We start from the raw sequence: 24,341 nt of genomic DNA on the forward strand, positions 1-24,341 counted from the left end.
ACGTTCTCCGGGGGAGAGATGGGGCGGATGCCACCGGCATCCGCCCCGGGGAATCACTCGGATTCGAGGGCGGCCTGCGGTTTGCCGCCGACCTTCAGCGCGGCGAGCCGCGCCTCGACCTCGGTCAGCTCACCGAGGTCTTCCAGGCTCTCGAACTGTGCATCCAGCGACGAGGCCGCGAGCTCGGCCTTGCCCTGTGCCAGGGCCTCCTGGCGGCGGATCTTGTCTTCGAAACGGCCCAGTTCGCTGGTGGGGTCGAGCACATTGATCGAGCCGATGGCGTCCTGCACCTTGGTCTGTGCCTCGGCGACCTTGGCGCGGGCGAGCAGCTCGCTGCGCTTGGTCTTCAGCTCGCCCAGCTTGGTCTTCATGCCGTTGAGACCGTCCTTGAGCTTGTCGACGATCTCGGTCTGGGTCGCGATCTGCGGCTCGGCGGCACGGGCTTCGCGCTCGGCGCCGATCTGACGCTGCAGGGCGATCTTGGCGAGGTTGTCGAACTTGTCGGCGTCGGCGGTGTGGCCGCCGCCGCGCAGCTCATCGGCCTTGCGGCTGGCTGCGATGGCCTTGTTGCCCCAGTCCTTGGCGGACTGCACGTCCTCCTGGTGGTCGCGCTCGAGCAGGCGCAGGTTGCCGATGGTCTCGGCGATGGCCGACTCTGCCTCGGCGATGTTGTTCGTGTAGTCGCGCACGAGCTGGTCGATCATCTTCTGCGGGTCCTCGGCGGAGTCGAGGAGCGAGTTGATGTTTGCGCGGACGAGGGTCGAGATGCGCCCGAAGATGGACTGCTTGGTCATGGGTTGTTCCTTTCAGGGGACGGGATCATGAAGTCGAGTCGGAATGAGCGGGGGTCAGAATCGGCCTCCTCCGGAGCGGCCACTGCGGCCTCCTGACCGCCCGCCGCCGAAGCCTGAGCTGCGGAAACCGCCGCCGCCCGAGCGGAAGCCGCGGGAGCGCGAACCACCGGAGGAACGTCGTGAGGAGCTTGCGCCGGCGATCAGCCCGCCGATGATGCCGCCGACGATGTCTCCTGCAATTCCGGAGCCCGAGCTGCGACCGGAGCCGCCGCCGAAGGGGTCGCCGCCCCAGCTCGCCCAGCCGTCCTGAGCGCCGCGGCGGGCGTACGCGTCGACGTCGCTGCGAGCGTGCTGTGAAGCCTGGCGGGCGAGCGAAAGGGCGCGTTCAGCTTCGGAGAGCGCGGTGCGTTCGTCGGAGGGCTGAACCGCGATCGCCTGGTCCAGCGCCGCCTCGGCCTGCGACAGGCGCGTGCGGGCCGTGGAGCCGATGCCGCCGCGACGGGTGTCGATGAAGGTGCGCGCGGCGCGCACCTCGGAGCTTGCCTGAGCCAGAGTCTGCGACAGCAGCGCCTTCTGGCGCTGGGCTTGTGCGAGTGTCTCGTGCCCCCGGGCGATCGCGGCGTCGATCTGCGTGTTGGCGGCGGTCAGCGCACTCAGCATCCGTTGCGGGCTGCGCGACTGTCCGCTGAGATTCGCGGCGGCCTCGGCGAGCCGGGAGCGCACGGAGTTCACGGCGGCGGCGATCTGCCCGTCCGGGTCGGGCAGGGCCTGTGCGGCGGTCACATCGGCCTGCAGCTCAGAGACGAGCGCCTGGGCCTGCGTCTCGAGAGCGTGCAGCTCGTCACCGAGCGTCGAGACGGCCGTGACGAGCTGAGTCGCCTGCGCGACGGCCTGCTCGGCGGTGCGGATGCCGAATGCTGCCGGGCCGGTCTGTCCGGCGGCGATCGACGCCGCGGCGGATTCGATGGCGTGGTCGGCGAGCATCGCCCGCTCGTGCGCTTGTTCGGGGTTGTCCGCGACGGTCGAGAGGGCATCCGCGTCATACTCGCCGTGCAGTGCCGTCAGCGCCGGGCCGACGTGTGCCAGCAACGGCGTGAGCGCGGCGCGCTCGGCACGTACGCGTTCGAGCTCGGCCGGTGCGTTCTGCTGCAGCGCGCGCAGCGCCTCGAACGCCTCGGTGTTGTCATCGAGCAGGTCTTCGATCTCATCACACAGCTGGATGATCCGGATGTTCCACGCGCGCCGGTCGTGGATGGAGTCCTCGATCTCGTCGTCGAGTTTCTGGCGAAGGCCGAAGGCCTCGGAGAGCTTCTCGCGTGCCGTCTGGACGACCTGTGCGAATCCCTCGGTCGCCTGGTCGCCGAACTGAGCGATCGCGAATCCCAACTCCTCGCGACTCGAGGTGATCGCGTCGTCCGCCTGCACCAGTGCCGAGCCCGCCTGAGTCTGCACGTGCTCGTCGGTGAGCGTCGAGAACGGATCGTTCGGGTCTGGGGTGGCGGGCATGGCCCCGCGGGCACGGATCGCGGCCGCACGTCGGCGTCGCCGGATGGCGCGCACGATCAGCCAGACGACGATGATGACGGCCGCAATGGCGACCAGCACCAGCACGACGCGCAGCAGTCCCGCGCCGCCGTCGCCCTGGATCTCGTCGGCGGCGAGGATGATCGCGCCGCTCCAGTCGTTCTGAGCGAGGAGGGGCTGGATGCTGTCCTCGATGGCGCTCAATCTGCTGTCGCTGAGCGGGCCGCCGCTGGCTGCCGAGATGTAGTACGCCCGCTGCTCGACGGCCACGGCGAGCAGATACTGCTCGGGGCCGAGGTTGTTCTGCTCGGCGACCGTGTCGGCCCAGGCGACGCGATCGGCGGGCGACGAGAACTCGTCGACGAACACCACGAACAGATCGGCCGAGGAGTTCTCGGTCAGCTCCTGCAGGCGTTGTTCGGCGGCTTCCTCCTGCGCGGGCGAGAGCACCCCGGCGGTATCGGTGACGTAGCCCGCATCGAGCGTCACCGGAGCGGTTGCCGAGGCCGCTGAACCGGTGATGGCAGTCAGCGCCGCGCTGAGCAGCAGGGCGGCAGAGAGCAGCCACCGTGTTCGCATAGTGTTCCCTCCACTCGGCTGCCGAGCCCCCATGCGTCGAGTCTATGCACTGCGACCGACGCGCGACAGCATCCGCGCGTGCGGCGTTCGCTGTCGGCGCAGACGCATACGCTGGAAGGCATGGACGACAGATACGGCACCGACGTCCTCGCCGACGGATGGCGCAAGCGGGGTGTACCCACGACGACCGACGTCGCAGCGCAGAGGGATCTCGTCGTCGAGGTCGCCGACGACGGATACTGCGGGGCGATCACCCGCGTCGAGGCGGGGCTGGTCGAACTCGAGGACTGGAAGGGGCGCCGGCGCAGCTTCCCGCTCGGTGGCGGCTTTCTCATTGAGGGGCGTCCGGTGCGCCTGGTCATGCCCGCCCGCGCCCCGTCGGGCCCGCGGCGCACCGCGTCGGGGTCGTACGCACCCGCTGACGACCGGGCACGCACGGCGCTGCCGAGCCGCATCCTGGTCGAGGGCCGCCACGACGCGGAACTGGTCGAGAAGGTCTGGGGTGCCGATCTGCGCGTCGAGGGCGTGGTCGTGGAGTACCTGCAGGGGCTCGATCGTCTCGACGAGTTGCTGGCCGAGGCGCCGCCGACGGCGACGCGCCGATATGGGGTGCTGGTCGACCATCTCGTCGCCGGCTCGAAGGAGACCCGGATCGTCGATCAGATCATGCGGGGCCCGCACGGGGCCCACCTGAAGATCGTCGGTCATCCGTTCATCGACGTCTGGCAGTGCGTGACACCGACGGCGATGGGCATCCGTGCGTGGCCGCAGATCCCGCGCGGAACCGACTGGAAGACCGGCATCTGCCGGGCATTCGGCTGGCCCGCCGACGACCAGACGGACATCGCGCACGCCTGGAAGCGCATCCTGTCGCGGGTGACCACCTTCCGAGACCTGGAGCCCGCCCTGTTGGGGCGGGTCGAAGAGCTCATCGACTTCGTCACCGAGCCGCACGCCCGCGGCTGAACACCCGCGCCGGTACCCTGGAGGGATGCCAGAACCACGCACCTTCCGCGACGAACCGGTCTCGTTCGTGCGCCGCAGCGGCCGGATGTCGGAGGGGCAGGAGCGGGCATTCGCCGAGCTCGCCCCGTTCTACCTGCTCGATGTGCCGCGCGACGTCGCCTTCACATCCGTGCACCCGCAGGCGCGGCTGGACGTGGCATCCGCATACGGACGCACCGCACCGCTGATCGTCGAGATCGGTTCGGGACAGGGCCACGCGATCGTCTCGGCGGCATCCTCACGACCCGACGATGACTTCCTCGCCGTCGAGGTGTTCCGCGCCGGACTCGCCCGCACCATGCTCGATGCCGACAAGGCCGGTGCGCGCAACCTGCGCCTGGCCGAGGCGAACGCCCCTGAGGTGCTGTCGACGTACCTGCCCGAGGCGGCAGCATCCGAGGTCTGGATCTTCTTCTCGGACCCCTGGCACAAGAAGCGCCACACCAAGCGGCGGATGATCCGGCCTGGCTTCCCCGAGATCGCCGCGCGGGCGATCGCTGACGACGGGTTGCTGCGCCTGGCCACCGACTGGGAGGACTACGCCCTGCAGATGCGCGAGGTGCTCGATGAGGCACCGCAGTTCGAGCGCGCGTTCGAGGGGGAGTGGGCCGACCGCTTCGACGGACGCGTGATGACCGCGTTCGAACGCAAGGGCATCGCGAAGGGGCGCGACATCCGCGACCTCACGTACCGTCGGGTACCGCGCGCGTGACGGTCACCGCCTGGCGCAGCGTCCTCGCCGCCGCGCTGGTGTGCGCGGCGGCACCGGCGTTCTTCGTGCTGGGCTGGACGTGGCAGGGATGGGTGCTGCTCATCACCGGAATCGGGACGGCCGCGGTCGCCGAGAGACGTCGGATGCTGGCATCCGACCCCTCGCTGACACGCGACCTGTCGCTCATCGCCGTGGGCATGGTGATCGTGCACGCCATCTCGCTCGAGGCGAAGCTCGACGACCTCGCGATGCTGCGCTTCACGCTGGCGCTGGGCGGTGCCGTGCTGGTGCCGTACCTGATCTCGCGATTCGTGTACCGCGACCGGGCGATCTCGTTCCCGTGGCGCACGGGGCAGCGGTGGGCGCGCTGGCAATGGATCTGGCTCTTCGGGGTGCTGGCGCTGGGCTGGCTGATCCTGCCGTTCTACTTCATCACCAGCGGGGTCTACCAGAACTGGCCGGTCGTCGACACTCCCGACCTCATCGCGCGTCTCTTCGTCGGCGTCGGAGCGGTAGGGATCTGGGATGAGCTGTTCTTCATCTGCACGGTCTTCGCGTTGCTGCGCCGGCACATGCCCGTTGTGCCTGCGAACATCCTGCAGGCCGTCGTGTTCGTGTCGTTCCTGTGGGAACTGGGGTACCGGGAGTGGGGACCGCTGCTGACGATCCCGTTCGCGCTTCTGCAGGGGTGGATCTTCCTGCGCACGCATTCCCTGGCGTACGTGGTCACGGTGCATCTGCTGTTCGACGCGGTCGTCTTCGCCGTGCTGGTGCACGCGCACAACCCCGGCATGCTGCCGATGTTTCTGGTCTGAGCCGATCCGCGCACCAGGGCGTTCATAGACGTCGTGACTACCGTGGCGCCATGCGTACCCGTCTCACGGCGCTCGCCGCCGGCGTCTTCGCCCTCACCCTGTTGATCACCGGATGCTCGCCCGCTGCTGAACCAGCCGGCTCCGTCGCCTCGCAGAGCGATGTGTTGAGCGCGCACGGTCTCGACGGACTCGACGCCAAGCAGGTCATCGAGAAGCTCGACACCACCGCGCTGACCGATCGGCCGCAGACACTGCAGGCGTCGATCCGCCCCGACGAGCTGGTTCTTGTGGACGAGTCCGGCCAGGACGTGCTGCTGCCGATGCCCGACGACGAGGTCTACATCGCCTTCGCCCCTTTCGCCACCCAAACCCACGACTGCACGTTCCACGCACCCAACTCCTGCGTGGGCGAGATGCAGCAGACCGATATTCAGATCACCATCACCGACGCCGACACCGGTGAGGTCTACGTCGACGAGCAGGCCGAGACCTACGACAACGGATTCATCGGCTACTGGCTGCCCCGCGACGTCGACGCGACCGTGGCGGTTACCACCGAGGGCAAAGCCGGTAGCGTCGAGATCACCACACGGGGGGCCGAGGCGCCCACGTGCATCACCACTCTGCAGGTCAGCTGACCGAGCCAGGTCAGTTGATCGGAGCCGATCCGGGCGCGCCGAGGGTGCGCAGAGGCGGCCCCGGCAACTGATAAGCTCGTTGAGTTCGCCTCCGTAGCTCAGTGGATAGAGCGCCGGTTTCCGGTACCGTAGGTCGCAGGTTCGACTCCTGTCGGGGGCACACACAGAGAGACCGTCCGGGTTCCCGGGCGGTCTTCTTCGTCTCCGGCCTCGACCGATGGTCGCTACTCGACAGGCGATTCCTCGGGGCCGTCCGCGGCCGTCACAGGCGCATCCGCGAACTCTGCCAGAGCCTCGGCGACCTTTTCGGCGAGGTACTCGTGGCCGGCGTTCGAGGGGTGCTTGCGCCCGGGGCCGACATCGATCACGTCCAGGTAGTTCCGGTCGGTGATCCACTCGTGCTGCACCGGCGAGATGTACCACCAGTTGCGCGCGGCGGCGAGGTCCGCGAGGTCCCGGTCGATCCGCGCCGTCGATGCGCCGACGGGAAGCTCATGCGGTGCGGGGCCGAGCACGACAACGGGTACGTCTGGGAACACGGCGACCAGCTGGTCCCACACGGCGGTGACAGCGGCGCGGTAGCCGGCGGCATCCTCGCGGCGATCGTTGATCGATCCCTGCATGATCACGAGGTCGGGCGCGATCGTGGCATCCAGGGCCGCCACGCGCTCACCGTACGCCGGGCCGTTGCGGCCGGGGCGCTGATAGCCGCTTCCCGGAACCCCCGCGACCACGGTCTCGCCGCCGATCAGGTCGGCGAGCAGATACGCATAGCCGAGCGTCGGCTCGGTCGCCGCCGAGCCATACGTCCACGAGTCGCCGAACACGAGCACCCGGGGCCGTTCGGCAAGGTGCAGCGGAGCGGGCACGGCACCGTCCTGCCCCGCGGCGATCGGCGTGGTCTCCGCCGGTGTGTTCCAGGGGCGTGTGATGCCGATGACCACCGCGAGGACGACGGCGAATGCGCCGACGAGCGCGATGACCATGCGGCGCCGTCGGGTCGGCGGGTGCAGGGTCATGGGGCGAGTGTAGGCGAGTCGGCGCGTCGAGCGAACTCGGGCGCGGTGGACGAAGAGACACGGATCGCCCCCGCGCCGCTGAAGCGGGCAGGGGCGATCCGGGCGAACACGGATGCTACTTCGACGTGCCCTGCGAGACGGACCCCTGCAGCTGACGCTGGAAGAGCACGTACACCACGAGCACGGGGACGATCGTGATGATCACCGCGGCGAACATCGCACCGAAGTCGACCTGGTAGCCGGCGGCCGAGGCGAAGTTGGCCATACCCTGCGAGAGCACGTAGTTGTCCTGGTTCGTGTTCAGCGAGATCGGCAGCAGGAACTGGTTCCACAGGCCCAGGAAGTTCATGATCGCGATGGCGGCCATCCCGGGCTTGGCCATCGGGAGCATCACCTGGAAGAACGTCCGCCACTCGCCGGCGCCATCGACGTAGGCAGCTTCCTGGATCTCGTACGGCAGCGACTTGAAGAACGAGAACAGGAAGAACACGGTGAACGGCAGGGCGAACGCCACGTACGTGATGATCAGACCCGGCAGAGTGTTCAGCAGCCCCATACCCTGCAGGATGAAGAACAACGGCACGATCGCGAGGAAGACCGGGAAGGTCAGGCCCGCGAGCATGAGGTAGTAGATCACTCGGCTGCCGGGGAGCGCGAAGCGCGCCAGCACATAGGCGCACATGGCACCGAGCACCATCACCAGGACGAGGGCGACGCCCACGACGATGACGGTGTTCAGGAACATGCCGCCGAAGTTGTTCTTCACCCACGCGTTGACGTAGTTGTCGAAGTTCCAGTCGGCGGGTAGTCCGAACGGCGAGGCGAAGATCTCTTTGGTCGTCTTGAACGAGCCGACCAGGGTCCACAGCATCGGCAGGATGACCACGATCGACCAGACCGCTAGGACGCCATGCGAGAGACCGCCGACCACCTTGTCGCTCGTCGTGTCCTTCGGTGTGCGCAGGCCCTTGCGCGAGGTTGATTTCGGGTCGATCGTGATCGCGGCGCGCGTGTCGGTGCTCATGCGCGACCTCCTTCATCCTTGCCGCCGATCAGGCGGAACACGCCGATCACGAGCGCGGCGAACAGCAGGGTAAGCACGGCGAGGACGACACCCATCGCGCTGGCCAGTCCGAACTGGCCCTTCTCGAACGCGGTGCGGAACAGGTACTGGCTCATCACCAGCGTGCTGTTGCCAGGTCCGCCGGTCGCGTTCAGACCGGCCATGTAGACGAAGGCGTCGAGGGCGAGGATGCCCAAGTAGATGTACGCGGTCTGCACGTTGTCGCGGATCTGCGGCAGCAGGATCGAGATCACTGTACGGAATCGACCTGCGCCGTCGATGCGAGCCGCCTCGAGCGTCTCTGAGGGGATGCCCTTGATCGCGGCGACGAACAGCACCATGTAGAACCCGACCATGCTCCACACGATCACGAAGATCGTCGCGCCCATGGCCGTGCGCTCGTCGCCGAGCCAGGCGTACTCGTTCATATCGATGCCGAGCAGCCCGATCAGGCCGTTGAGCAGACCGCTGGGGGTGTAGATCATGTTCCACAGGATCGCGATGACGATCGCGGGGATGACGTACGGGAAGAACGACACCACCCGGTAGAAGCTCGAGGCCTTCAGCCCGCGCACCTGTCCGTGGCTCGGACCACCGACGGTGATCATGCTCGCGAAGATCAGGGCGATCGCGATCGTGATCAGCGGCACGACGATCGCGAGCAGCGCGTTGTTGCCCATCGCCTGCAGGAACGTCGGATCCTGAAACAGCCGCACGAAGTTCTGAACGCCGATGAAGTCCATGGTCGCCGAGAACCCGGTCCAGTTGGTCATCGAGTAGTAGACGGCCTGGACGAACGGCGAGATCACGAAGATCAGGAAGATCGCGACCGGGAGACCCAGGAACACGATCAGGAACGACACGTAGTCGAGCGTGAGTTTGCGCGGGACCCCCGCACGGGGCGGCTTGCGCCGCCCCGTGCGTGCTGCAGTCGCCGCAGCGGTCTGCAGCTGGGGACCACCAGAGGCGGTCTGCGAGGTCACTTGATCTCGATCTTCTCGATGGAGCTGTCGTTGCGGATCCGGTCGGTCAGATCCTGCAGCTGCTTGGTGATCTCGGCGACGCTCATCTTGCCGTCGAGGAACGAGTTCCAGATCGGCAGCTGGTCGGAGTTCATGCCGTACAGGTTGAACGACTTGATGGTGAACATGCCCGAACCGGCGGCGTCGATCATCTCGACCTGCGACACCAGCGCCGTCGACCCGAAACCGTCATCGGGCACGGTGCCCTTGACGACCGTGGGGGCGAGCTTGTTCTTCGAGAAGTCGGATGCCGCCTGCTTCGACAGCATCGTGCGCAGCAGCTCCTTGCCACCGGCAGGGTTCTTCGCGTTGGTGGGCACGATGAACGGCTCACCGGCCTCGGCACGCATGTAGCCCGCCGGGGTCGTCGCGCTGTCGTCGAGCGGCATCTCGCGCACGCCCATCATCTGGAAGTTCTCGGCCGTGGTGTCCTTCATCTCGTTCTCGATCCACGAGCCGGACGGGTACAGCAGCGCCTCCTGGTCGAGGCTCCACTGCGCCTGAGCCTGCGTGAACTGCGTGCCGGCACCGCCGGGCTTGACGTAGCCCGCCTCGATGAGGCTGTGCAGCTCGGTGAGGATGCCCTGCAGCGCCGGGTGCGACCAGCAGCCCTCTTCGAGGTTCTCCAGCGGCAGACGCACATCGTCGCCCGCCTGGATGACCGCCGAGTCGACGACGAACGTCTGGTAGTAGGTCGCGGCCTCCTTGCCCCACAGGAAGAGGTACTTGTCCTTCTCCTTCGCGGCGGCACCGAGAGCCTTGAGGTCCTTCCACGTCTTCGGCGGCTCCCAGCCGTTCTCCTCGAACAGGCTGCCCGAGTACCACACCGCGTACGTCGTGAAGACGTAGTTGAGTGCGGCGAACTTGTCGCCGAACGTCCCCGGGGCCTTGACACCGTCGAACAGTGTGTCGGCGATCTTCTCGCCTTCGAGGTTGTTCGATTCGAGCACCTCGGACAGGTCCTCGAGCTGGTCGAGGATGGTGTTGAAGCCGATCGAGTTCGCACCGGAGTTGTCGATGAGGTCCGGCGGGTTGCCGCCGACGAACCGAGGCTGCAGCTCCTGGGCGATCTTGGTCGAGGCGGAGACCTTGACGGTGACACCGTCAAGACCGGCGTTGCCCTCCATGATGCTCGCTGCGTTCTGGACGTAGTCGATGCCGTAGCCGCCGTCGAAGATCACGGCGTCGACGGTCGAATTGGCGGCGACGCCGAACGGGTTGTCGGAGGTGACCTCGCCAGCCGGTTCGTCTCCGCCTCCGCCGCCACCGCCGGGGGCTGCGCAGGACGCGAGGGTCGCGCCGAACGGCAGCAGCACCGCTGCGGCGGCCGCGCCGCGCAGCAGGTTGCGACGGCTGATGGATGCTTCGTTGAGTTCCATCTCTATACCTTCCGTTTATGTGTTGATCGGTGTGTGGGTTTCGGGCCGACCGGGATCCCGATCAGGCTCCCCGCCGAATGCGGTCGCGATAGCGATCCACGAGGGCGGAGTTGTGCTCATCGCCGCCGGGAATGTTGGCGGAGATGTACATCGGGGGTGTCTCACCGCGCGCGGCGATCGTGCGGGCCACGCCCAGCGTGAGCAACTGCGCGATGAACGCGGCGGTGATCGACGAGATCGCGCCGGCGCTGACGCCGTCGGAGACGTCGAGGGTGGCGTCGCCGAAGGGGGCGAGGTTGTCGATCACGACGTCAGCGATCTCGCTGAGTCGCTTGCCGCTCGGATGCTTGGGCTCGACCCGCGCAGTGTGTTCGAGGCTGGTCACGGCGATCACCGGGTGGCCGTGCTCCTTGGCCCACAGGGCTGTGCCGACGATCGAGCCGTTCACGCCGGAGTTCGAAGCGATGAGGAACACATCGTGCTGCTGCACCGTCACGGTCGCCATCAACTCGTCGACCACCCAGGGTTCGCGCTCCAGCGGTGGTTCACCGTCGAGTACGGCGACGTCCCGGTCGCCGAACATGACGATGTCGCGCAGGCTGAACTTGTTCGTGGGGATCAATCCACCGGCGCGCCCGGCGATCTCCATCGCGAACGCCTCGGAGTGCCCCGTGCCGAACGCGTGCAGGATGCCGCCGGCATCGAGCGCGCCGACCATCAGGGCGATGGCGTCGTCGAGAGCGCCCGCTTCGGCATCCGCCGCGAGGCGTTCCAGACGGGTCGTCGCCTCACGTAGCAGGTCGGTCGGGGTGGCGGTCATCGGGTCTCCTCCTGGAACACGGGTGTCTTAGCGGTACGGGTGGCGCGGCGGTGGCCGGATACGGCCATCGCGCTCGCCGCGAGGTGTGTGGTGGCGACGCCGAACGTCTGCTGCGCGACCAGCAGGTAGAGCAGATCGAGCACGAGCAGCTGCGAGTGCTTGACCGACAGGTCATCCGGTCGCAGATACGGGGTCGGCGCGGTAGTGGACAGTGAGACATCGGCGAGGCCGGCCAACCACGATTCGGCGTCGTGCGTGATGGCGACGGTGAACGCGCCGGCCGCTCGTGCCTGCGACAGCATCTGCACGGTCTCTTCCGTGCGTCCCGTGCTGGAGATACCGATGGCGACCGAGTCCTGGTTCTGCATGACGGCACTGGTGAGCCCCTCGTGCACATCCGACCAGCTGTGCGCCCTGACGCCGATGCGGTACAGCCGCGCCTGGAATTCCCGGGCGATCACTCCGCTGCCGCCGACGCCGTAGATATCGACATGGTCGCTCGCGGCGATCGCATCGCCGACGCGCAGGACGGCATCGAGATCGAGGTGCTCGGCGGTGGTCTCGAGGCTCTGCACATGCAACACGACCAGTGTCTGCAGCATCTTGCCGACCTCGTCGTGTGCACCGAACTCCCGGCCGATATCGGCCTGCCAGCTCTGATCGGCTCCGCCGCGGCCGATCTCGCTCGCCACGCCGACGCGGAACTGCGTGTAGCCGTCGAACCCGAGCGCGCGGCAGAATCGGGTCACCGTCGCAGCGGAGGTACCCGCGCGCTCGGCCAGTTCGGTGATCGTCAGCTCGACCGGCGCCGTCGGATGCTCGGTGACGACGTCGGCGATCTTGCTCATCGCGGCGGGCATCGTGCGTCGCCGTGCCGCGATGCGGCGGGCGATCGTCATCCCGCGGCCGTTGCCGTCGCCGTTGGTCCGTGGCACCATTGCCTCCAACTTCTTCCGAAGTGGCCCGGCTCGTCGTCGATCCGGATCCCTGTAGGAATGAAAACTATTCTCAGGCGACGAAAACGTCAAACAGGACAAGATCACAAATGAATCACGAACCGCTCCTCATCGGCCTCGACGCCGGGGGGACTTCCACCCGTGCGCTGCTTACAGACGCCTCCGGCAACTGCCTCGGATACGGCGTCGGCGGGCGGGGCAACCCCATTTCAGCCGGACCCGCGCTCGCCGCCGACGGCGTGCTGGCGGCCATCGATGCCGCGCTCGCGCCTACGGGACGCACACTCGCCGACGTGACGGTCGTGGTGGCGGCGATGGCGGGTATGCGTGCCGCCGGAGGTGACGCGTGGCTGAAGGACCGGCTCATCGAACGGGGATTCAGCGGCGTGCTCTCGTTCGAAGCCGATCTGCTCGCGGCGTACTTCAGCGGAACAGCATCGACGTTCGGCTACGCCCTCGTCTCGGGCACAGGAGCCTGCGTAATCCGCGTGCAGGACGGGCGGATAGACGGAGCAGCCGACGGTCTGGGCTGGCTGCTGGGTGATCGTGGCAGCGGCTTCTGGATCGGCCAGGCCATCGCCAGGGCCGTCGTGCAGGACCTGGACGGCACGGGGCCCCGCACCCGCCTGACCGAGCACCTGCTCGCCCGTCACGGGCTTGCGCGCACAACCATCCGCCACAATGGCCGGTCGCCGGAGCTGGAGCAGATCATCGGCGTGCTGTACTCGCATCCGCCGATCGATCTCGCCGGCCTCGCACCGCTCGCGTTCGATGACCCCGACGACGTCGCGCTCGGCATCCTGACCGCCGCGGGCGAGAGCCTCGCCGACACACTCGCCGCCGTGCTCACCGACCCCGGCCCCCTCGTGATCGGCGGGAGCGTCCTGGCACAGCCCGGACCGTTGCGAAACGCATTCCTCGCGCGGCTGGGAGACCGCGCTGAGCAGGTGCAGATGCGCTCGGTGAGCGACGGTGCCGTGGGCGCGGCCATGCTCGCGGTGCGAGCCGGTGGCGGTCGGCCGGATGAGGACATGCTCACGCGTCTGACCGACACCCTCACCGCATTCCGCTGATCCTCGCGGGCTGCCGCGAGCCATAGAATGGAGCGGATATGAGTCCAGAATCCCTCTCCGCCGCAGTCCTCGCCGTCCTCGTCCCGATCGCGGCCGCGCGACGACCCGACGAAGAGCTGGAGCTCACGGCATCCGACATCGTCCTTGACCGCCCGCGCAACCGCGACCACGGCGACTGGGCGACCAACATCGCCATGCGGCTGGCGAAGGGACTCGGCGCGAACCCCCGCGAACTCGCGCAGCAGATCGCCGACCGGCTGGTCGAGACCGATGGCATCGCCTCGGTCGACGTGGCCGGTCCGGGATTCATCAACATCCGGCTCGAGGCCGGTGCCGCCGGCGCACTCGCCAAGACCATCGTCGACGCGGGCGCGGCATACGGAACCAATGATTCCCAAGCGGGCGTCTCGGTGAACGTCGAGTTCGTGTCGGCCAATCCGACCGGGCCGCTGCACATCGCGCACACACGGTGGGCCGCGCTGGGTGACTCGATCGTGCGACTGCTGCTCGCCAGTGGTGCGCGCGCCGTGCGGGAGTACTACATCAACGACGCCGGCGCCCAGATGGAGCGCTTCGGCCAGTCGGTGCTGGCCGCAGCCAAGGGCGAGCCGACCCCCGAGGGCGGATACCCGGGGGAGTACATCGCAGACCTGGCCCGTCGAGTGCTCGACGCGCATCCGGGGCTGCTGGACCTGCCCGCCGACGAACAGCTCGTCGTCGCGCGCGACCAGGCGTACACCTACCAGTTGGCCGAGATCCAGCACTCGCTCGAGCGCTTCAACGTGCCCTTCGACGTCTGGTTCTCGGAGCGCACACTGCACGCGGCTGCCGAGGACGGCGGCCCCAGCCTGATCGAGCGCGCGATCGACCGCCTGCGCGAGCAGGGGCATGTCTTCGACGAGGACGGCGCGGTGTGGGTGCGCACCACCGACTTCACGGATGACAAGGATCGCGTCATCCGGCGCTCGAACGGCGAGTACACCTACTTCGCCGCCGACGCCGCGTACTACCTGAACAAGGGCGACCGAGACTTCGAGAACAAGATCTACCTGCTCGGCGCCGACCACCACGGCTACGTCAACCGCCTCAAGGCCGTTGCGGGCGCCGCGGGCGAGGACCCCGACAAGAACATCGAGGTGCTCATCGGTCAGATGGTGTCGATCGGGGGAGCGCGGCTCAGCAAGCGTGCCGGCAACATCATCGAGATGGACGACCTGCTCGATTGGCTCGGGGCGGATGCCCTGCGCTACTCACTGGAGCGCTCGCCGGCCGACTCGCCGCTCGACCTCGACCCCGAGCTGCTGCAGAAGCGCACCAATGACAACCCGGTCTTCTACGTGCAGTACGCGCATGCGCGCACGCACAACGTCGCCCGCAACGCCGCCGACTCCGGCGTCGACAGGTCCGAGTTCGCGCCCGAGCTGCTGACGCATGAGACCGAGAGCGCGCTGCTGGGCGCCCTCCAGGAGTTCCCGCGCATCGTGGCGTTCGCCGCTGAGGTGCGCGAACCGCACCGTGTGGCCCGCTACCTCGAAGAACTCGCCGGTCTGTACCACCGCTGGTACGACAACTGCCGTGTGATCCCGAAGGGCGACGACCCGCTCGAGACGGTGCACCGCACGCGGCTGTGGTTGAACGATGCCACCGGCCAGGTGCTGCGCAACGGACTGGAGCTGCTCGGCGTCTCGGCGCCCGAGCGGATGTGACATGACCGACACGGCCGCGGTCGGACGGGCGCGACGGCGTGCCCGGTGGCCGTGGGTCGTGCTCGTCGTCGTGACGCTGCTCGCCGTGTTCGTGGTCGCCGCAGAGGTGATCGCCCGCGCGGTCGTCCCGGCGACCGTGCGGGGACTGGTGATCGACGCGCTCGACCTGCCGGCCGACCAGCAACTCGATGTCGAGACGCAGGGCGTGCTGCTGCCGCAGCTGCTCGGCGGCACGCTCGATGAACTGCGCCTGTCATCCGATCAGGTCACGATCGGCGTTGTCACCGGCGCGGCCCAGGTGATAGCGACGCAGGTTCCGCTACGTGGTGGTGCGCTTGCCGGCGCCGAGGGCACGGTCAGTATCGACCAGTCGCAGTTCGCCGGCCTGCTCGAACGCGTCGAGTTGCCGATCACCGAGATCACCCTCGACGAGCCCGACGTGACCGTTCACGGTGGCATTTCCGTACTCGGCGCCGAGATCCCGCTGTCGCTGACCATGACGCCGGGCGCCGATGATGGCGATCTGATGCTCACGCCGATCGCCGTTGAGGTTGCCGGTGCCGACGTCGACCTGCAGCGGCTGGCCGGCATGTTCGGCGACATCGGTGCGGCCCTGGCGGGGCCGCAACGAGTGTGCATCGCGGATCAGCTGCCGACCGGGATCACGCTGACCGGTCTGCGCATCGACGGCACGAGCGTCGTGGCCGAGATCTCGGCGGACGGTCGGATCGCCGTCGACGAGGCGCTTCTCGAACCAGGCGTCTGCCCGTAGCCACGCAGCGCCGTCGAGGCTCAGTCCTTGTCGCGTTCCTCGGCGACCGCGCGTTGTGCCGCGCGCAGCGCGACCGTGGCAGTCCGCACGTTCTGCTCGGCGCCGTACAACGCTGCCTCGGCGAAGGTCTCGGCACCGAACCTGCTGGCGACGCGGTCGTGCTCCTCGCGCACCGATACGGTGATGAACGCGCTCGCCAACAGAATCACCTGCGTCGACAGGTTCAGCCACAGCAAGAGCGCCAGTAGCGACGCGAACGAGGCCAGCAGTGGGTTCGCACGAGCTCCGCCGACGAACAGCCCCGAAAGCTCCTGAAGCACGAGCAGCGCGATGGCGCCGAGCAACGCGCCGCTCCACAGCGCCCGCGCTGATGCGCGCACCCCGGAGAGGATGCGGAACGCCGCTGCGACGAGCACCGCATTCAGCGAGAGCACGACCAGCAGGGACAGCACCCGGGTCGTCCAGAATGCGACCGCCGAGCCGTCCGGCACGCCCAGCACATCCGACGCCGTACCGACCAGCACACCGCTGGAGAAGGTCAGCGCCGCAGCGCCGGCGAACGAGAGGCCGATCAACGCGGCCAGCAGCAGGTTGCGCAGCACCACCAGGTACCAGGCGACATCCGCCGACACGGTACCGGTCACGGTGCGGATGGCGGTGCGCAACGAGCTGATCGCGCCCAGTGCCGAGCCGATCAGGCCGGCCAGCGAGATGGCGCCGGCGACCGAGAGCCCTGTCGGGGCGCGAATCGTGTCGGGGTCGACGATGCCCGCGCCGCCGGCGGTCGTGAGCAGGCCGGGGATCGCCGCATCCACGGCACCGACGACGGCCTCCCACGCCCCGTCGTCCTGGGTGAGCCAGAGCGCGGCGAGCGAGAAGCCCAGCAGCACCCCGGCGAACACGCTGAACAGGGCGCGGTAGGTCACCGCGTCGGCGAGAACCGGGCCTCTGCTGCCGGTGTAGAGCAGCGCTGCGCGGACGAGACGCTGACGCAGCAACCATCGCACCAGCAGATACCGCGCCCGCGCCACCTTGTTGATGCCTGCGGGGCGGGAATCGGTGCCCGTCGAGCTGTCCATCGTCTTCACACTAGACGCCGTGGTCGCGGAACAGGTGCGTCACCCGCCGTGATCTGCGCGGGACGAGCACGTGGGGTGCTTTAGAATCGGGGGCATCCTCGCCGTACGAACCGCGCGAGGAGCCCACGACTCCCTCGCGATAGATCGGTGCTCTGTGCAATCCACCTCCGCCTCACCCGCCCCCGAGTGGCTCGTCACCCCCGATGACGCCAACGACCTCGCCAGGGCGGTGTGGCCGGCATCGGCGCACCGCACCGAGGACGGCGAGTTCGTGATCGGCGGCGTCCCCGCGAGCGATCTGGTGCGTGAGCACGGCACGCCCCTGCAGGTGCTCGACGAGGGTGAGGTGCGGCGTCGCGCCGCCGCCCTGCGCGACGCATTCGACGCGGCTACTGCCGCGCACGGCACCTCCGCGCGCATCTACTACGCGGGCAAGGCGCTGCTGAACACGACGATCGTGCGGTGGATGCTCGATGAGGGCCTGAACGTCGACGTGTGCACGGGGGGCGAGCTCGAGGTCGCGCTCCGCGCGGGGGCGGATGCTGCGCGTCTGGGCTTCCACGGGAACAACAAATCCGTCGCCGAACTGGAACGGGCCGTCGAGGCCGGCGTCGGCACGATCATCATCGACAGCACGGTCGAGATCGAGCGGCTCGGCCGCGTCGTCGCCGACCGCGGTGCCGAGCAGCGCGTGATGCTGCGCGTCAACAGCGGCGTGCACGCCGAGACGCACGACTTCCTCGCCACGGCGCACGAGGATCAGAAGTTCGGCTTCCCGCTCGTCGACGCCCCCGAGGCCGTCGCCCTCATCCGGCGAACACCGGGCCTGATCTTCGTGGGTCTGCACTGCCACATCGGTTCGCAGATCTTCGGCGTCGCCGGGTTCCGCGAGTCGGCCGAGCGCGTTCTTGCGCTGCACGAACAGCTCCTGACCGGCGGGGACGTGCCGCAGCTGAATCTCGGCGGAGGTTTCGGCATCGCCTACACGCGCGTCGACGACCCGGTGCCGATCACCGAACTCGCCGAGGGGATCGTCGCGGCGGTCGCCGAGACGTGCGCACGCCGCGGCATCGCGGTGCCCGCGCTGTCGTTCGAGCCGGGGCGAGCGATCGTCGGAAACGCGGGAGTCACGCTCTACGAGGTCGGCACGATCAAGGACGTCACACTCGATCAGGGCATCCGACGCTACGTCAGCGTGGACGGCGGCATGAGCGACAACGCCCGACCAGCGCTGTACGGCGCGCAGTACTCCGCGAGGCTCGCCTCTCGCGTGAGTGAAGCGGCGCCCGCGCTGGTACGGGTGGTCGGCAAGCACTGCGAATCCGGAGACATCGTCGTCGACCACGAGTATCTGCCCGGCGACGTCGCACCGGGCGATTTGCTCGCCGTCGCGGCCACCGGCGCCTACTGCGCGCCGCTGTCGAGCAACTACAACCACGTCACCCGGCCGCCGATCGTGGCCGTGCGCGACGGCGCCGCGCATGTGATCGTGCGTGGCGAGAGCATGGCAGACCTGCTGGCGCGCGACGCCGGCATCACCCCGTGAGCGGACGTCCGCGGCGACCGCGCCCGACGACCAACACATCCGATGTGCTGAGGAGCCCAGATGACTGACTATCGCCGACTTCGCGTTGCCCTGCTGGGTGCCGGTGCCGTGGGATCGCAGGTGGCGTCCCTGTTGCTGCGTCACGGCGACGAGCTCGCCGACCGCGCCGAGGCGCGGCTTGAGCTGGTCGGCATCGCCGTGCGCGATGTCGACGCGCCGCGCGACGTCGACCTGCCGCGTGAACTGTTCACGACAGATGCCGAGGCGCTGATCACCGGTGCTGACATCGTCATCGAGCTGATGGGCGGCATCGAGCCGGCGCGTTCGAACATTCTGCTGGGGCTGGGCTCCGGCGCCGACGTGGTCACCGCCAACAAGGCGCTGCTGGCCACACACGGGCCCGAGATCTACGAGGCGGCGGATCGGGTCGGGGCTTCGGTGTACTACGAGGCCGCCGCCGCCGGGGCGATCCCGATCATCCGTCCGCTGCGCGATTCGCTGGCGGGGGACCGCGTCGTGCGCATCATGGGCATCGTCAACGGCACCACCAACTACATCCTCGACCGGATGGACTCCGAGGGCGCCGACTTCGCCGACGTGCTCGCGGACGCACAGCGCCTGGGGTACGCCGAGGCCGACCCGACCGCCGATGTCGAGGGGCATGATGCCGCGCAGAAGGCAGCGATCCTGGCATCCCTCGCCTTCCACACTGCTGTGCCGCTCGACGCCGTGCACTGTGAGGGCATCACCGGCGTCACGGCGGCCATGATCGAAGAGGCGCGCGCCGCCGGCTTCGTCATCAAGCTGCTCGCCGTCTGCGAACGACTCAGCGGCGAGGACACCGAGTCGATCTCGGTGCGCGTCTACCCGGCACTCGTTCCGCGCACGCACCCGCTTGCTTCGGTGCACGGTGCGAACAATGCCGTGTTCGTCGAGGCCGAGGCTGCCGGATCGCTGATGTTCTATGGCGCCGGCGCCGGTGGCGTGCAGACCGCCTCCGCCGTGCTCGGCGATGTCGTCTCGGCCGCGCGTCGGCACATCGCCGGTGGCACGGGTGTGGGCGAGTCGACCAGGGCGAACCTGCCGGTCGTTCCGATCGGCCACGTCTGGACTCGCTACCAGATCACTCTCGAGGTCGCCGATGAGCCCGGTGTGCTCGCCACGATCGCCGGCCTGCTCAGCGAAGGCGGCGTCTCGGTCGCGACCCTGGTGCAGACCGTTGTCGCCGGTGAGGACGGCGCTGAGGGCACCACTGCCCGCCTCATCATCGGCACGCACCGTGCCGCCGACAGCGCCCTGAGCGCCGCGGTCGAGCGCCTCACCGCGAGCGACGTCGTCGAGCGCGTCGTCTCGGTGCTGCGCGTCGAGGGGGAGTGAGAGTGGGCGTCTCGGTCGTCCCCGCCGACCTCGAGCCCGTGGTCTCGATCGCCCCGGCGGTCGACGGCGCGGTGCGCACGGTGACGGTGACCGTACCGGCGACGAGCGCGAACCTCGGACCCGGGTTCGACACGCTTGGACTGGCACTGAGCATTTACGACACGCTCACCGTGTCGGCTTTCGACGATGCTCGGCTCGAGATCGACGTGCATGGTTCAGGCGCCGAGGAGATCCCGCGGGATGCGAGCAACCTCGTAGTGCGCGCGATCGCGCACGTGTACGCGGATGCTGGCCGCACGATGCCGGGCCTGCGTATCCACGCCGAGAACGGTGTGCCGCACGGCCGGGGGCTCGGCTCGTCCGGTGCCGCGGTGGCGGCGGGCGTGCTGATCGCCAAGGGCCTGCTGGCCGGCGACGTCGATCTCGATGACGACGCGCTGTTGCGATTGGCCACGGAACTCGAAGGGCACCCCGACAATGTCGCGCCCGCGCTGTTCGGCGGCCTCACGATCGCCTGGACGGGCGACAGCGGGCCGCAGCACAAGAAGCTGCTGGTGCACCGCGGTGTGGCGCCGGTCGTCTTCGTGCCCGGGTTCACGATGTCGACCTCGCTCGCCCGATCGCTGCAACCGCCGCAGGTATCGCGTGAGGACGCGGTGTTCAACGTGTCGCGCTCGGCCCTGCTCGTGGCGGCTCTCATGCAGAGTCCGGAGCTTCTGCTCGACGCCACGGCCGACCGTCTGCATCAGGACTATCGCGGTCCCGCCATGCCCGAGACCTTGCGCCTGGTGCAGGCGCTGCGTGCGGCGGGTTTCGCCGCGGTCGTCTCGGGCGCCGGCCCCAGCGTGCTGGTGCTCGCCGACGGCCCGGGCGCGCGCGCCAGAGCTGTCGAGGTTGCCGATGAGATGACCGACACTCCCTGGGATGCGCACATGCTGGCCGTCGACGTGCGTGGTGGTACAGTTAGGGATCGAGCGGAGGGCTCCACGTAACTTCGTGAATCTCGCCCCATCGCGCATCTGCGAAATCCGCACGCAAACCCTGGAATCATCCTGATACCGGCTGGCAGACGCTCTGCGTCGGCGCGTGTGATGCGCGCGGCTGTTGCCGTGCGCTGATCGGATTGCTCATTTCCCACGACATATGAGGGAGTACTCGTGGAGAACTTCTCCGAGACCCAGAACGACACTCCGGCCGCTGAGACGGCCGCCCCCGCCTCTGAGGCGGCACCGGCACGCAAGCGCACCCCGCGCCGTGCGACCACCGCCTCAGCCGCCGCCGCTGCTGCAACGGCCGAGCCGGCGAACGAGGCGAAGCCCGCCGAGGCGCCCGCCGCTGAGCAGACGGCGTCCGACGTGCCCGCCGAGCCCAAGGCCAAGGCACCGCGGCGCACGCGGGCGAAGAAGGCCGATGCCGAGACGCTCGACCTTCCGGCCGCCGACGCACCCGCGGTGGAAGCGACGGCTACCGAGGCACCCGCCGACGCTGCTCCGGCCAAGCCGGCGCGCAAGCGCCCGTCGAGGGCCAAGACTGCGACGGCGACGGCCGACGAATCCGCAGCATCCGATTCCGTGGCATCCGACGCGCCCAAGGCAGAGCAGGCGGGCGACGCGGCAGCGACCGACGCCGCCGCGGAGGCACCCGCCAAGCGCCCCGCACGCGGTCGTCGCAACGCGAAGACCGCAGATAAGCCGGCCGACGAGACGGCGCCGGATGCCGCTGCCGAGAGCACTGCCGCGCAGACCGCCGAGCGCGCCTCGGACGGCGCCGAGCAGGAGAGCGGCGCCAAGGAGACGGAAGCAGACTCCCCGCGCGGCAACCAGCGTTCCAAGGGCGGCGCGAGCAAGAACACGTCCAAGGGCGACGCCAAGAACAACGAGCCCAAGAACGACGCCAAGGGCAATGAGGCGGACAGCTCCGAGTCCTCGGACGCCGACTCGTCGGACGGCGAGGGCAGTGGCCGCAGCCGTAGCCGTAGCCGCAGCCGCAGCCGCGGACGCGGAGGCGCCACGCAGAACGGCAACGGACAGGGCGGCGCGAACGCCGACAACTCCGACGACGAGCAGTCCTCGGGACGCACCCGCCAGCGCAACAAGCGCCGCGGCGGCGGCAACGCGGCAGGCGACGAGTTCGAGACCGAGATCGGCGAGGACGACGTTCTCATCCCGATCGCGGGCATTCTCGACGTGCTCGACAACTATGCGTTCGTGCGCACCACCGGCTACCTCGCCGGCCCCAGCGACGTCTACGTGTCGCTCGGCCAGGTCAAGAAGTACAACCTGCGCAAGGGCGACGCCATCGTCGGCGCCATCAAGCAGCCGCGTGAGGGCGAGCAGCAGGGGCGCCAGAAGTACAACGCGCTGGTCAAGGTCGACTCGGTCAACGGTCTGTCGACCGACGATGCCGAAACCCGCGTGGAGTTCGGCGACCTGACCCCGCTCTACCCGCAGGAGCGCCTGCGACTGGAGACGGCGCCCGAGAAGCTCACCCAGCGCATCATCGACCTGGTGGCGCCGATCGGCAAGGGGCAGCGCGGTCTGATCGTCGCGCCGCCGAAGGCCGGCAAGACCATCGTGCTGCAGCAGATCGCGAATGCGATCGCGCAGAACAACCCCGAGGTGCACCTGATGGTCGTGCTCGTCGACGAGCGCCCCGAAGAGGTCACCGACATGCAGCGCACCGTGAAGGGCGAGGTCATCGCCTCGACCTTCGATCGCCCTGCCGAGGACCACACCACGGTCGCCGAGCTGGCCATCGAGCGCGCAAAGCGCCTGGTCGAGCTCGGCCGCGACGTGGTCGTGCTGCTCGACTCGATCACACGCCTCGGTCGTGCCTACAACATCGCGGCACCCGCCTCGGGCCGTGTGCTCACCGGTGGTGTCGACGCCTCGGCGCTCTACCCGCCCAAGCGCTTCTTCGGCGCCGCGCGCAACATCGAGAACGGTGGATCGCTGACCATCCTCGCCACCGCTCTGGTCGAGACCGGCTCGAAGATGGACGAGGTGATCTTCGAGGAGTTCAAGGGCACCGGCAACAGCGAGCTGCGTCTGTCTCGTGCGCTGGCCGACAAGCGGATCTTCCCCGCCGTCGACGTCAACGCCTCGAGCACGCGCCGCGAAGAGATGCTGCTCTCGCCCGACGAGGTCAAGATCACGTGGAAGCTGCGTCGCGCCCTGGCGGGCCTCGACCCGCAGCAGGCACTGGAGGTCGTCCTCGGCAAGCTGAAGGAAACCGGCTCGAACGTCGAGTTCCTGTTCCAGATGCAGAAGTCGATCCCGGCACCGACGTCGACCGGTTCGTCGCACGCGCACGAGAACAGCATCCGCTGATCCGGCCGCGGAGCTGATCGAGCAACGGAACAGAGACGTGTTCGAATCCGTCCACGCCCTCATCGAGGAACACCGCCGGGTGCAGGAGGAACTCTCCGACCCGGCGGTGCACGCCGACGCCGCCCGCGCCAAGCGGGTCAATCGTCGCTACGCCGAACTCAACCGCATCGTCGCCGCGCACGAGGCCTGGTTGTCGGCATCTGAGGATCTTGACGCGGCCCGTGAGCTCGCCCGCGAGGACGATGCGTTCGCCGAAGAGGTCCCGGTCCTCGAAGAGGGGCTCCGCGTGGCGCAGGAGAAGCTGCGCCGTCTGCTCATCCCACGAGATCCCGACGACGCCCGTGACGTGATCATGGAGATCAAGGCGGGGGAGGGCGGCGCCGAATCGGCGCTGTTCGCGGCGGACCTGCTGCGCATGTACATTCAGTACGCGGCGCACCGGGGCTGGAAGACCGAACTGCTCGAGCGCAACGAGTCTGATCTGGGCGGATACAAGGACGTCCAGGTGGCGATCAAGGGATCCTCGACCGATCCGTCGCAGGGCGTCTGGGCGCATCTGAAGTATGAGGGCGGCGTGCACCGCGTGCAGCGCGTGCCGGCCACCGAGTCGCAGGGGCGTATCCACACCTCGACCACCGGCGTGCTGGTGTTCCCCGAGGTCGATGAGCCCGAAGAGATCCAGATCGATCCGAACGACCTCAAGATCGACGTCTACCGCTCCTCGGGGCCCGGCGGGCAGTCGGTGAACACCACCGACTCCGCCGTGCGCATCACGCACGTGCCCACCGGGATCGTCGTGTCCATGCAGAACGAGAAGTCGCAGCTGCAGAACCGCGAAGCCGGCATGCGGGTGCTTCGTGCCCGCCTGCTCGCCAAGCAGCAGGAAGAGCTCGACGCGGCAGCATCCGATGCCCGCCGCTCGCAGATCCGCGGGATGGACCGTTCCGAGCGGATCCGCACCTACAACTTCCCTGAGAACCGCATCGCGGATCACCGCACCGGCTACAAGGCCTACAACCTGGATCAGGTCATGGACGGCGCGCTCGATCCGATCATCGAGTCGGCGATCCACGCCGATGAAGAGGCCCGGCTCGCCGCGCTCGGCGGCGACGCCGCGTAACCCGACCGCAGAG

The 24,341-nt window shown here is 68.5% G+C and carries 21 protein-coding genes and 1 tRNA gene; 13 read left to right on the forward strand and 9 right to left on the reverse strand.

The features are described from left to right. Window positions 1-53: 53 nt before the first annotated feature. Entirely contained in the window at window positions 54-794 is a 741-nt protein-coding gene (locus PTQ19_RS05480) for a PspA/IM30 family protein (protein WP_179411226.1), read from the reverse strand. A gap of 54 nt (window positions 795-848) precedes the next feature. Continuing rightward, window positions 849-2,897 carry a TPM domain-containing protein gene (locus PTQ19_RS05485; RefSeq protein WP_274368746.1) on the reverse strand — a complete coding sequence of 683 codons (2,049 nt, stop codon included), beginning with the start codon at window positions 2,895-2,897 and terminating at the stop codon, window positions 849-851. Between the two features lie 120 nt (window positions 2,898-3,017). Between PTQ19_RS05485 and PTQ19_RS05490 the strand changes: the two genes are divergently transcribed. The 5 genes from PTQ19_RS05490 to PTQ19_RS05510 all read left to right on the forward strand — a co-directional run bounded on the left by PTQ19_RS05490 (window position 3,018) and on the right by PTQ19_RS05510 (window position 6,227). Next, on the forward strand, window positions 3,018-3,863 hold the full coding sequence (locus tag PTQ19_RS05490; RefSeq protein WP_274368747.1) for a DUF3097 domain-containing protein: 846 nt from the start codon (window positions 3,018-3,020) through the stop codon (window positions 3,861-3,863). A 25-nt stretch (window positions 3,864-3,888) separates the two neighbouring features. Continuing rightward, window positions 3,889-4,614 (forward strand): tRNA (guanosine(46)-N7)-methyltransferase TrmB, encoded by a 726-nt coding sequence (trmB, locus tag PTQ19_RS05495; RefSeq protein WP_179411223.1) that lies wholly within the window; start codon window positions 3,889-3,891, stop codon window positions 4,612-4,614. Further along, window positions 4,611-5,429: a CPBP family intramembrane glutamic endopeptidase gene (locus PTQ19_RS05500; RefSeq protein ID WP_274368748.1), complete on the forward strand. Its 819-nt coding sequence runs from the start codon at window positions 4,611-4,613 to the stop codon at window positions 5,427-5,429. The genes trmB and PTQ19_RS05500 overlap by 4 nt, the downstream gene beginning before the upstream one ends. A 50-nt stretch (window positions 5,430-5,479) precedes the next feature. Beyond that, a complete protein-coding gene (locus PTQ19_RS05505) occupies window positions 5,480-6,067 on the forward strand; it encodes a CueP family metal-binding protein (protein ID WP_179411221.1) in 588 nt (195 codons plus the stop codon). 87 nt (window positions 6,068-6,154) lie between these two features. Continuing rightward, window positions 6,155-6,227 (forward strand) — tRNA-Arg (locus tag PTQ19_RS05510). A gap of 64 nt (window positions 6,228-6,291) precedes the next feature. On the opposite strand, the gene PTQ19_RS05515 is transcribed toward PTQ19_RS05510, so the two are convergent. The 6 genes from PTQ19_RS05515 to PTQ19_RS05540 all read right to left on the reverse strand — a co-directional run bounded on the left by PTQ19_RS05515 (window position 6,292) and on the right by PTQ19_RS05540 (window position 12,308). Beyond that, window positions 6,292-7,086 carry an SGNH/GDSL hydrolase family protein gene (locus tag PTQ19_RS05515; RefSeq protein WP_206550098.1) on the reverse strand — a complete coding sequence of 265 codons (795 nt, stop codon included), beginning with the start codon at window positions 7,084-7,086 and terminating at the stop codon, window positions 6,292-6,294. 115 nt (window positions 7,087-7,201) lie between these two features. After that, window positions 7,202-8,110 carry a carbohydrate ABC transporter permease gene (locus PTQ19_RS05520; protein ID WP_274368749.1) on the reverse strand — a complete coding sequence of 303 codons (909 nt, stop codon included), beginning with the start codon at window positions 8,108-8,110 and terminating at the stop codon, window positions 7,202-7,204. After that, entirely contained in the window at window positions 8,107-9,132 is a 1,026-nt protein-coding gene (locus PTQ19_RS05525) for a carbohydrate ABC transporter permease (RefSeq protein ID WP_318247839.1), read from the reverse strand. The genes PTQ19_RS05520 and PTQ19_RS05525 overlap by 4 nt, the downstream gene beginning before the upstream one ends. After that, complete coding sequence (gene ngcE / locus PTQ19_RS05530; protein ID WP_274368750.1) at window positions 9,129-10,550, reverse strand: N-acetylglucosamine/diacetylchitobiose ABC transporter substrate-binding protein; 1,422 nt, start codon at window positions 10,548-10,550, stop codon at window positions 9,129-9,131. Before ngcE ends, PTQ19_RS05525 begins: the two co-directional genes overlap by 4 nt. Window positions 10,551-10,611: 61 nt before the next feature. Beyond that, the gene (locus tag PTQ19_RS05535) at window positions 10,612-11,370 is read right to left on the reverse strand and encodes an SIS domain-containing protein (RefSeq protein WP_274368751.1); all 759 of its coding nucleotides are present in this window, start codon (window positions 11,368-11,370) and stop codon (window positions 10,612-10,614) included. Further along, on the reverse strand, window positions 11,367-12,308 hold the full coding sequence (locus PTQ19_RS05540) for a MurR/RpiR family transcriptional regulator (RefSeq protein ID WP_274368752.1): 942 nt from the start codon (window positions 12,306-12,308) through the stop codon (window positions 11,367-11,369). Before PTQ19_RS05540 ends, PTQ19_RS05535 begins: the two co-directional genes overlap by 4 nt. A 107-nt stretch (window positions 12,309-12,415) precedes the next feature. Here PTQ19_RS05540 and PTQ19_RS05545 point away from each other — a divergent pair, with 107 nt between their 5' ends. From PTQ19_RS05545 to PTQ19_RS05555, 3 genes are read left to right on the forward strand one after another with little or no spacing between them, the layout of a single operon-like run. Then, on the forward strand, window positions 12,416-13,399 hold the full coding sequence (locus tag PTQ19_RS05545; protein ID WP_274368753.1) for an N-acetylglucosamine kinase: 984 nt from the start codon (window positions 12,416-12,418) through the stop codon (window positions 13,397-13,399). A 38-nt stretch (window positions 13,400-13,437) separates the two neighbouring features. Further along, window positions 13,438-15,105 (forward strand): arginine--tRNA ligase, encoded by a 1,668-nt coding sequence (gene argS, locus PTQ19_RS05550; protein ID WP_206823540.1) that lies wholly within the window; start codon window positions 13,438-13,440, stop codon window positions 15,103-15,105. Window position 15,106: 1 nt separating this feature from the next. Beyond that, the gene (locus tag PTQ19_RS05555; protein WP_274368754.1) at window positions 15,107-15,877 is read left to right on the forward strand and encodes a DUF2993 domain-containing protein; all 771 of its coding nucleotides are present in this window, start codon (window positions 15,107-15,109) and stop codon (window positions 15,875-15,877) included. Window positions 15,878-15,897: 20 nt separating this feature from the next. On the opposite strand, the gene PTQ19_RS05560 is transcribed toward PTQ19_RS05555, so the two are convergent. Continuing rightward, the gene (locus PTQ19_RS05560) at window positions 15,898-16,956 is read right to left on the reverse strand and encodes a YhjD/YihY/BrkB family envelope integrity protein (protein ID WP_274368755.1); all 1,059 of its coding nucleotides are present in this window, start codon (window positions 16,954-16,956) and stop codon (window positions 15,898-15,900) included. Between the two features lie 154 nt (window positions 16,957-17,110). On the opposite strand from PTQ19_RS05560, the gene lysA reads away from it, so the two are divergent. The 5 genes from lysA to prfA all read left to right on the forward strand — a co-directional run bounded on the left by lysA (window position 17,111) and on the right by prfA (window position 24,328). Continuing rightward, complete coding sequence (gene lysA, locus PTQ19_RS05565) at window positions 17,111-18,502, forward strand: diaminopimelate decarboxylase (RefSeq protein ID WP_274368756.1); 1,392 nt, start codon at window positions 17,111-17,113, stop codon at window positions 18,500-18,502. Window positions 18,503-18,562: 60 nt separating this feature from the next. Further along, entirely contained in the window at window positions 18,563-19,879 is a 1,317-nt protein-coding gene (locus PTQ19_RS05570) for a homoserine dehydrogenase (protein WP_179411178.1), read from the forward strand. A gap of 47 nt (window positions 19,880-19,926) precedes the next feature. Beyond that, entirely contained in the window at window positions 19,927-20,871 is a 945-nt protein-coding gene (gene thrB, locus PTQ19_RS05575) for a homoserine kinase (protein WP_224817695.1), read from the forward strand. Between the two features lie 165 nt (window positions 20,872-21,036). Beyond that, a complete protein-coding gene (gene rho, locus PTQ19_RS05580) occupies window positions 21,037-23,208 on the forward strand; it encodes a transcription termination factor Rho (protein ID WP_274368757.1) in 2,172 nt (723 codons plus the stop codon). Window positions 23,209-23,245: 37 nt separating this feature from the next. Further along, window positions 23,246-24,328, forward strand: coding sequence for a peptide chain release factor 1 (prfA, locus tag PTQ19_RS05585; protein WP_274368758.1), 1,083 nt, complete (start codon window positions 23,246-23,248; stop codon window positions 24,326-24,328). The last annotated feature ends 13 nt before the right edge of the window (window positions 24,329-24,341 follow it).

Origin of the sequence: Microbacterium esteraromaticum (assembly GCF_028747645.1) — a bacterium.
Lineage (GTDB): Bacteria > Actinomycetota > Actinomycetes > Actinomycetales > Microbacteriaceae > Microbacterium > Microbacterium esteraromaticum_C.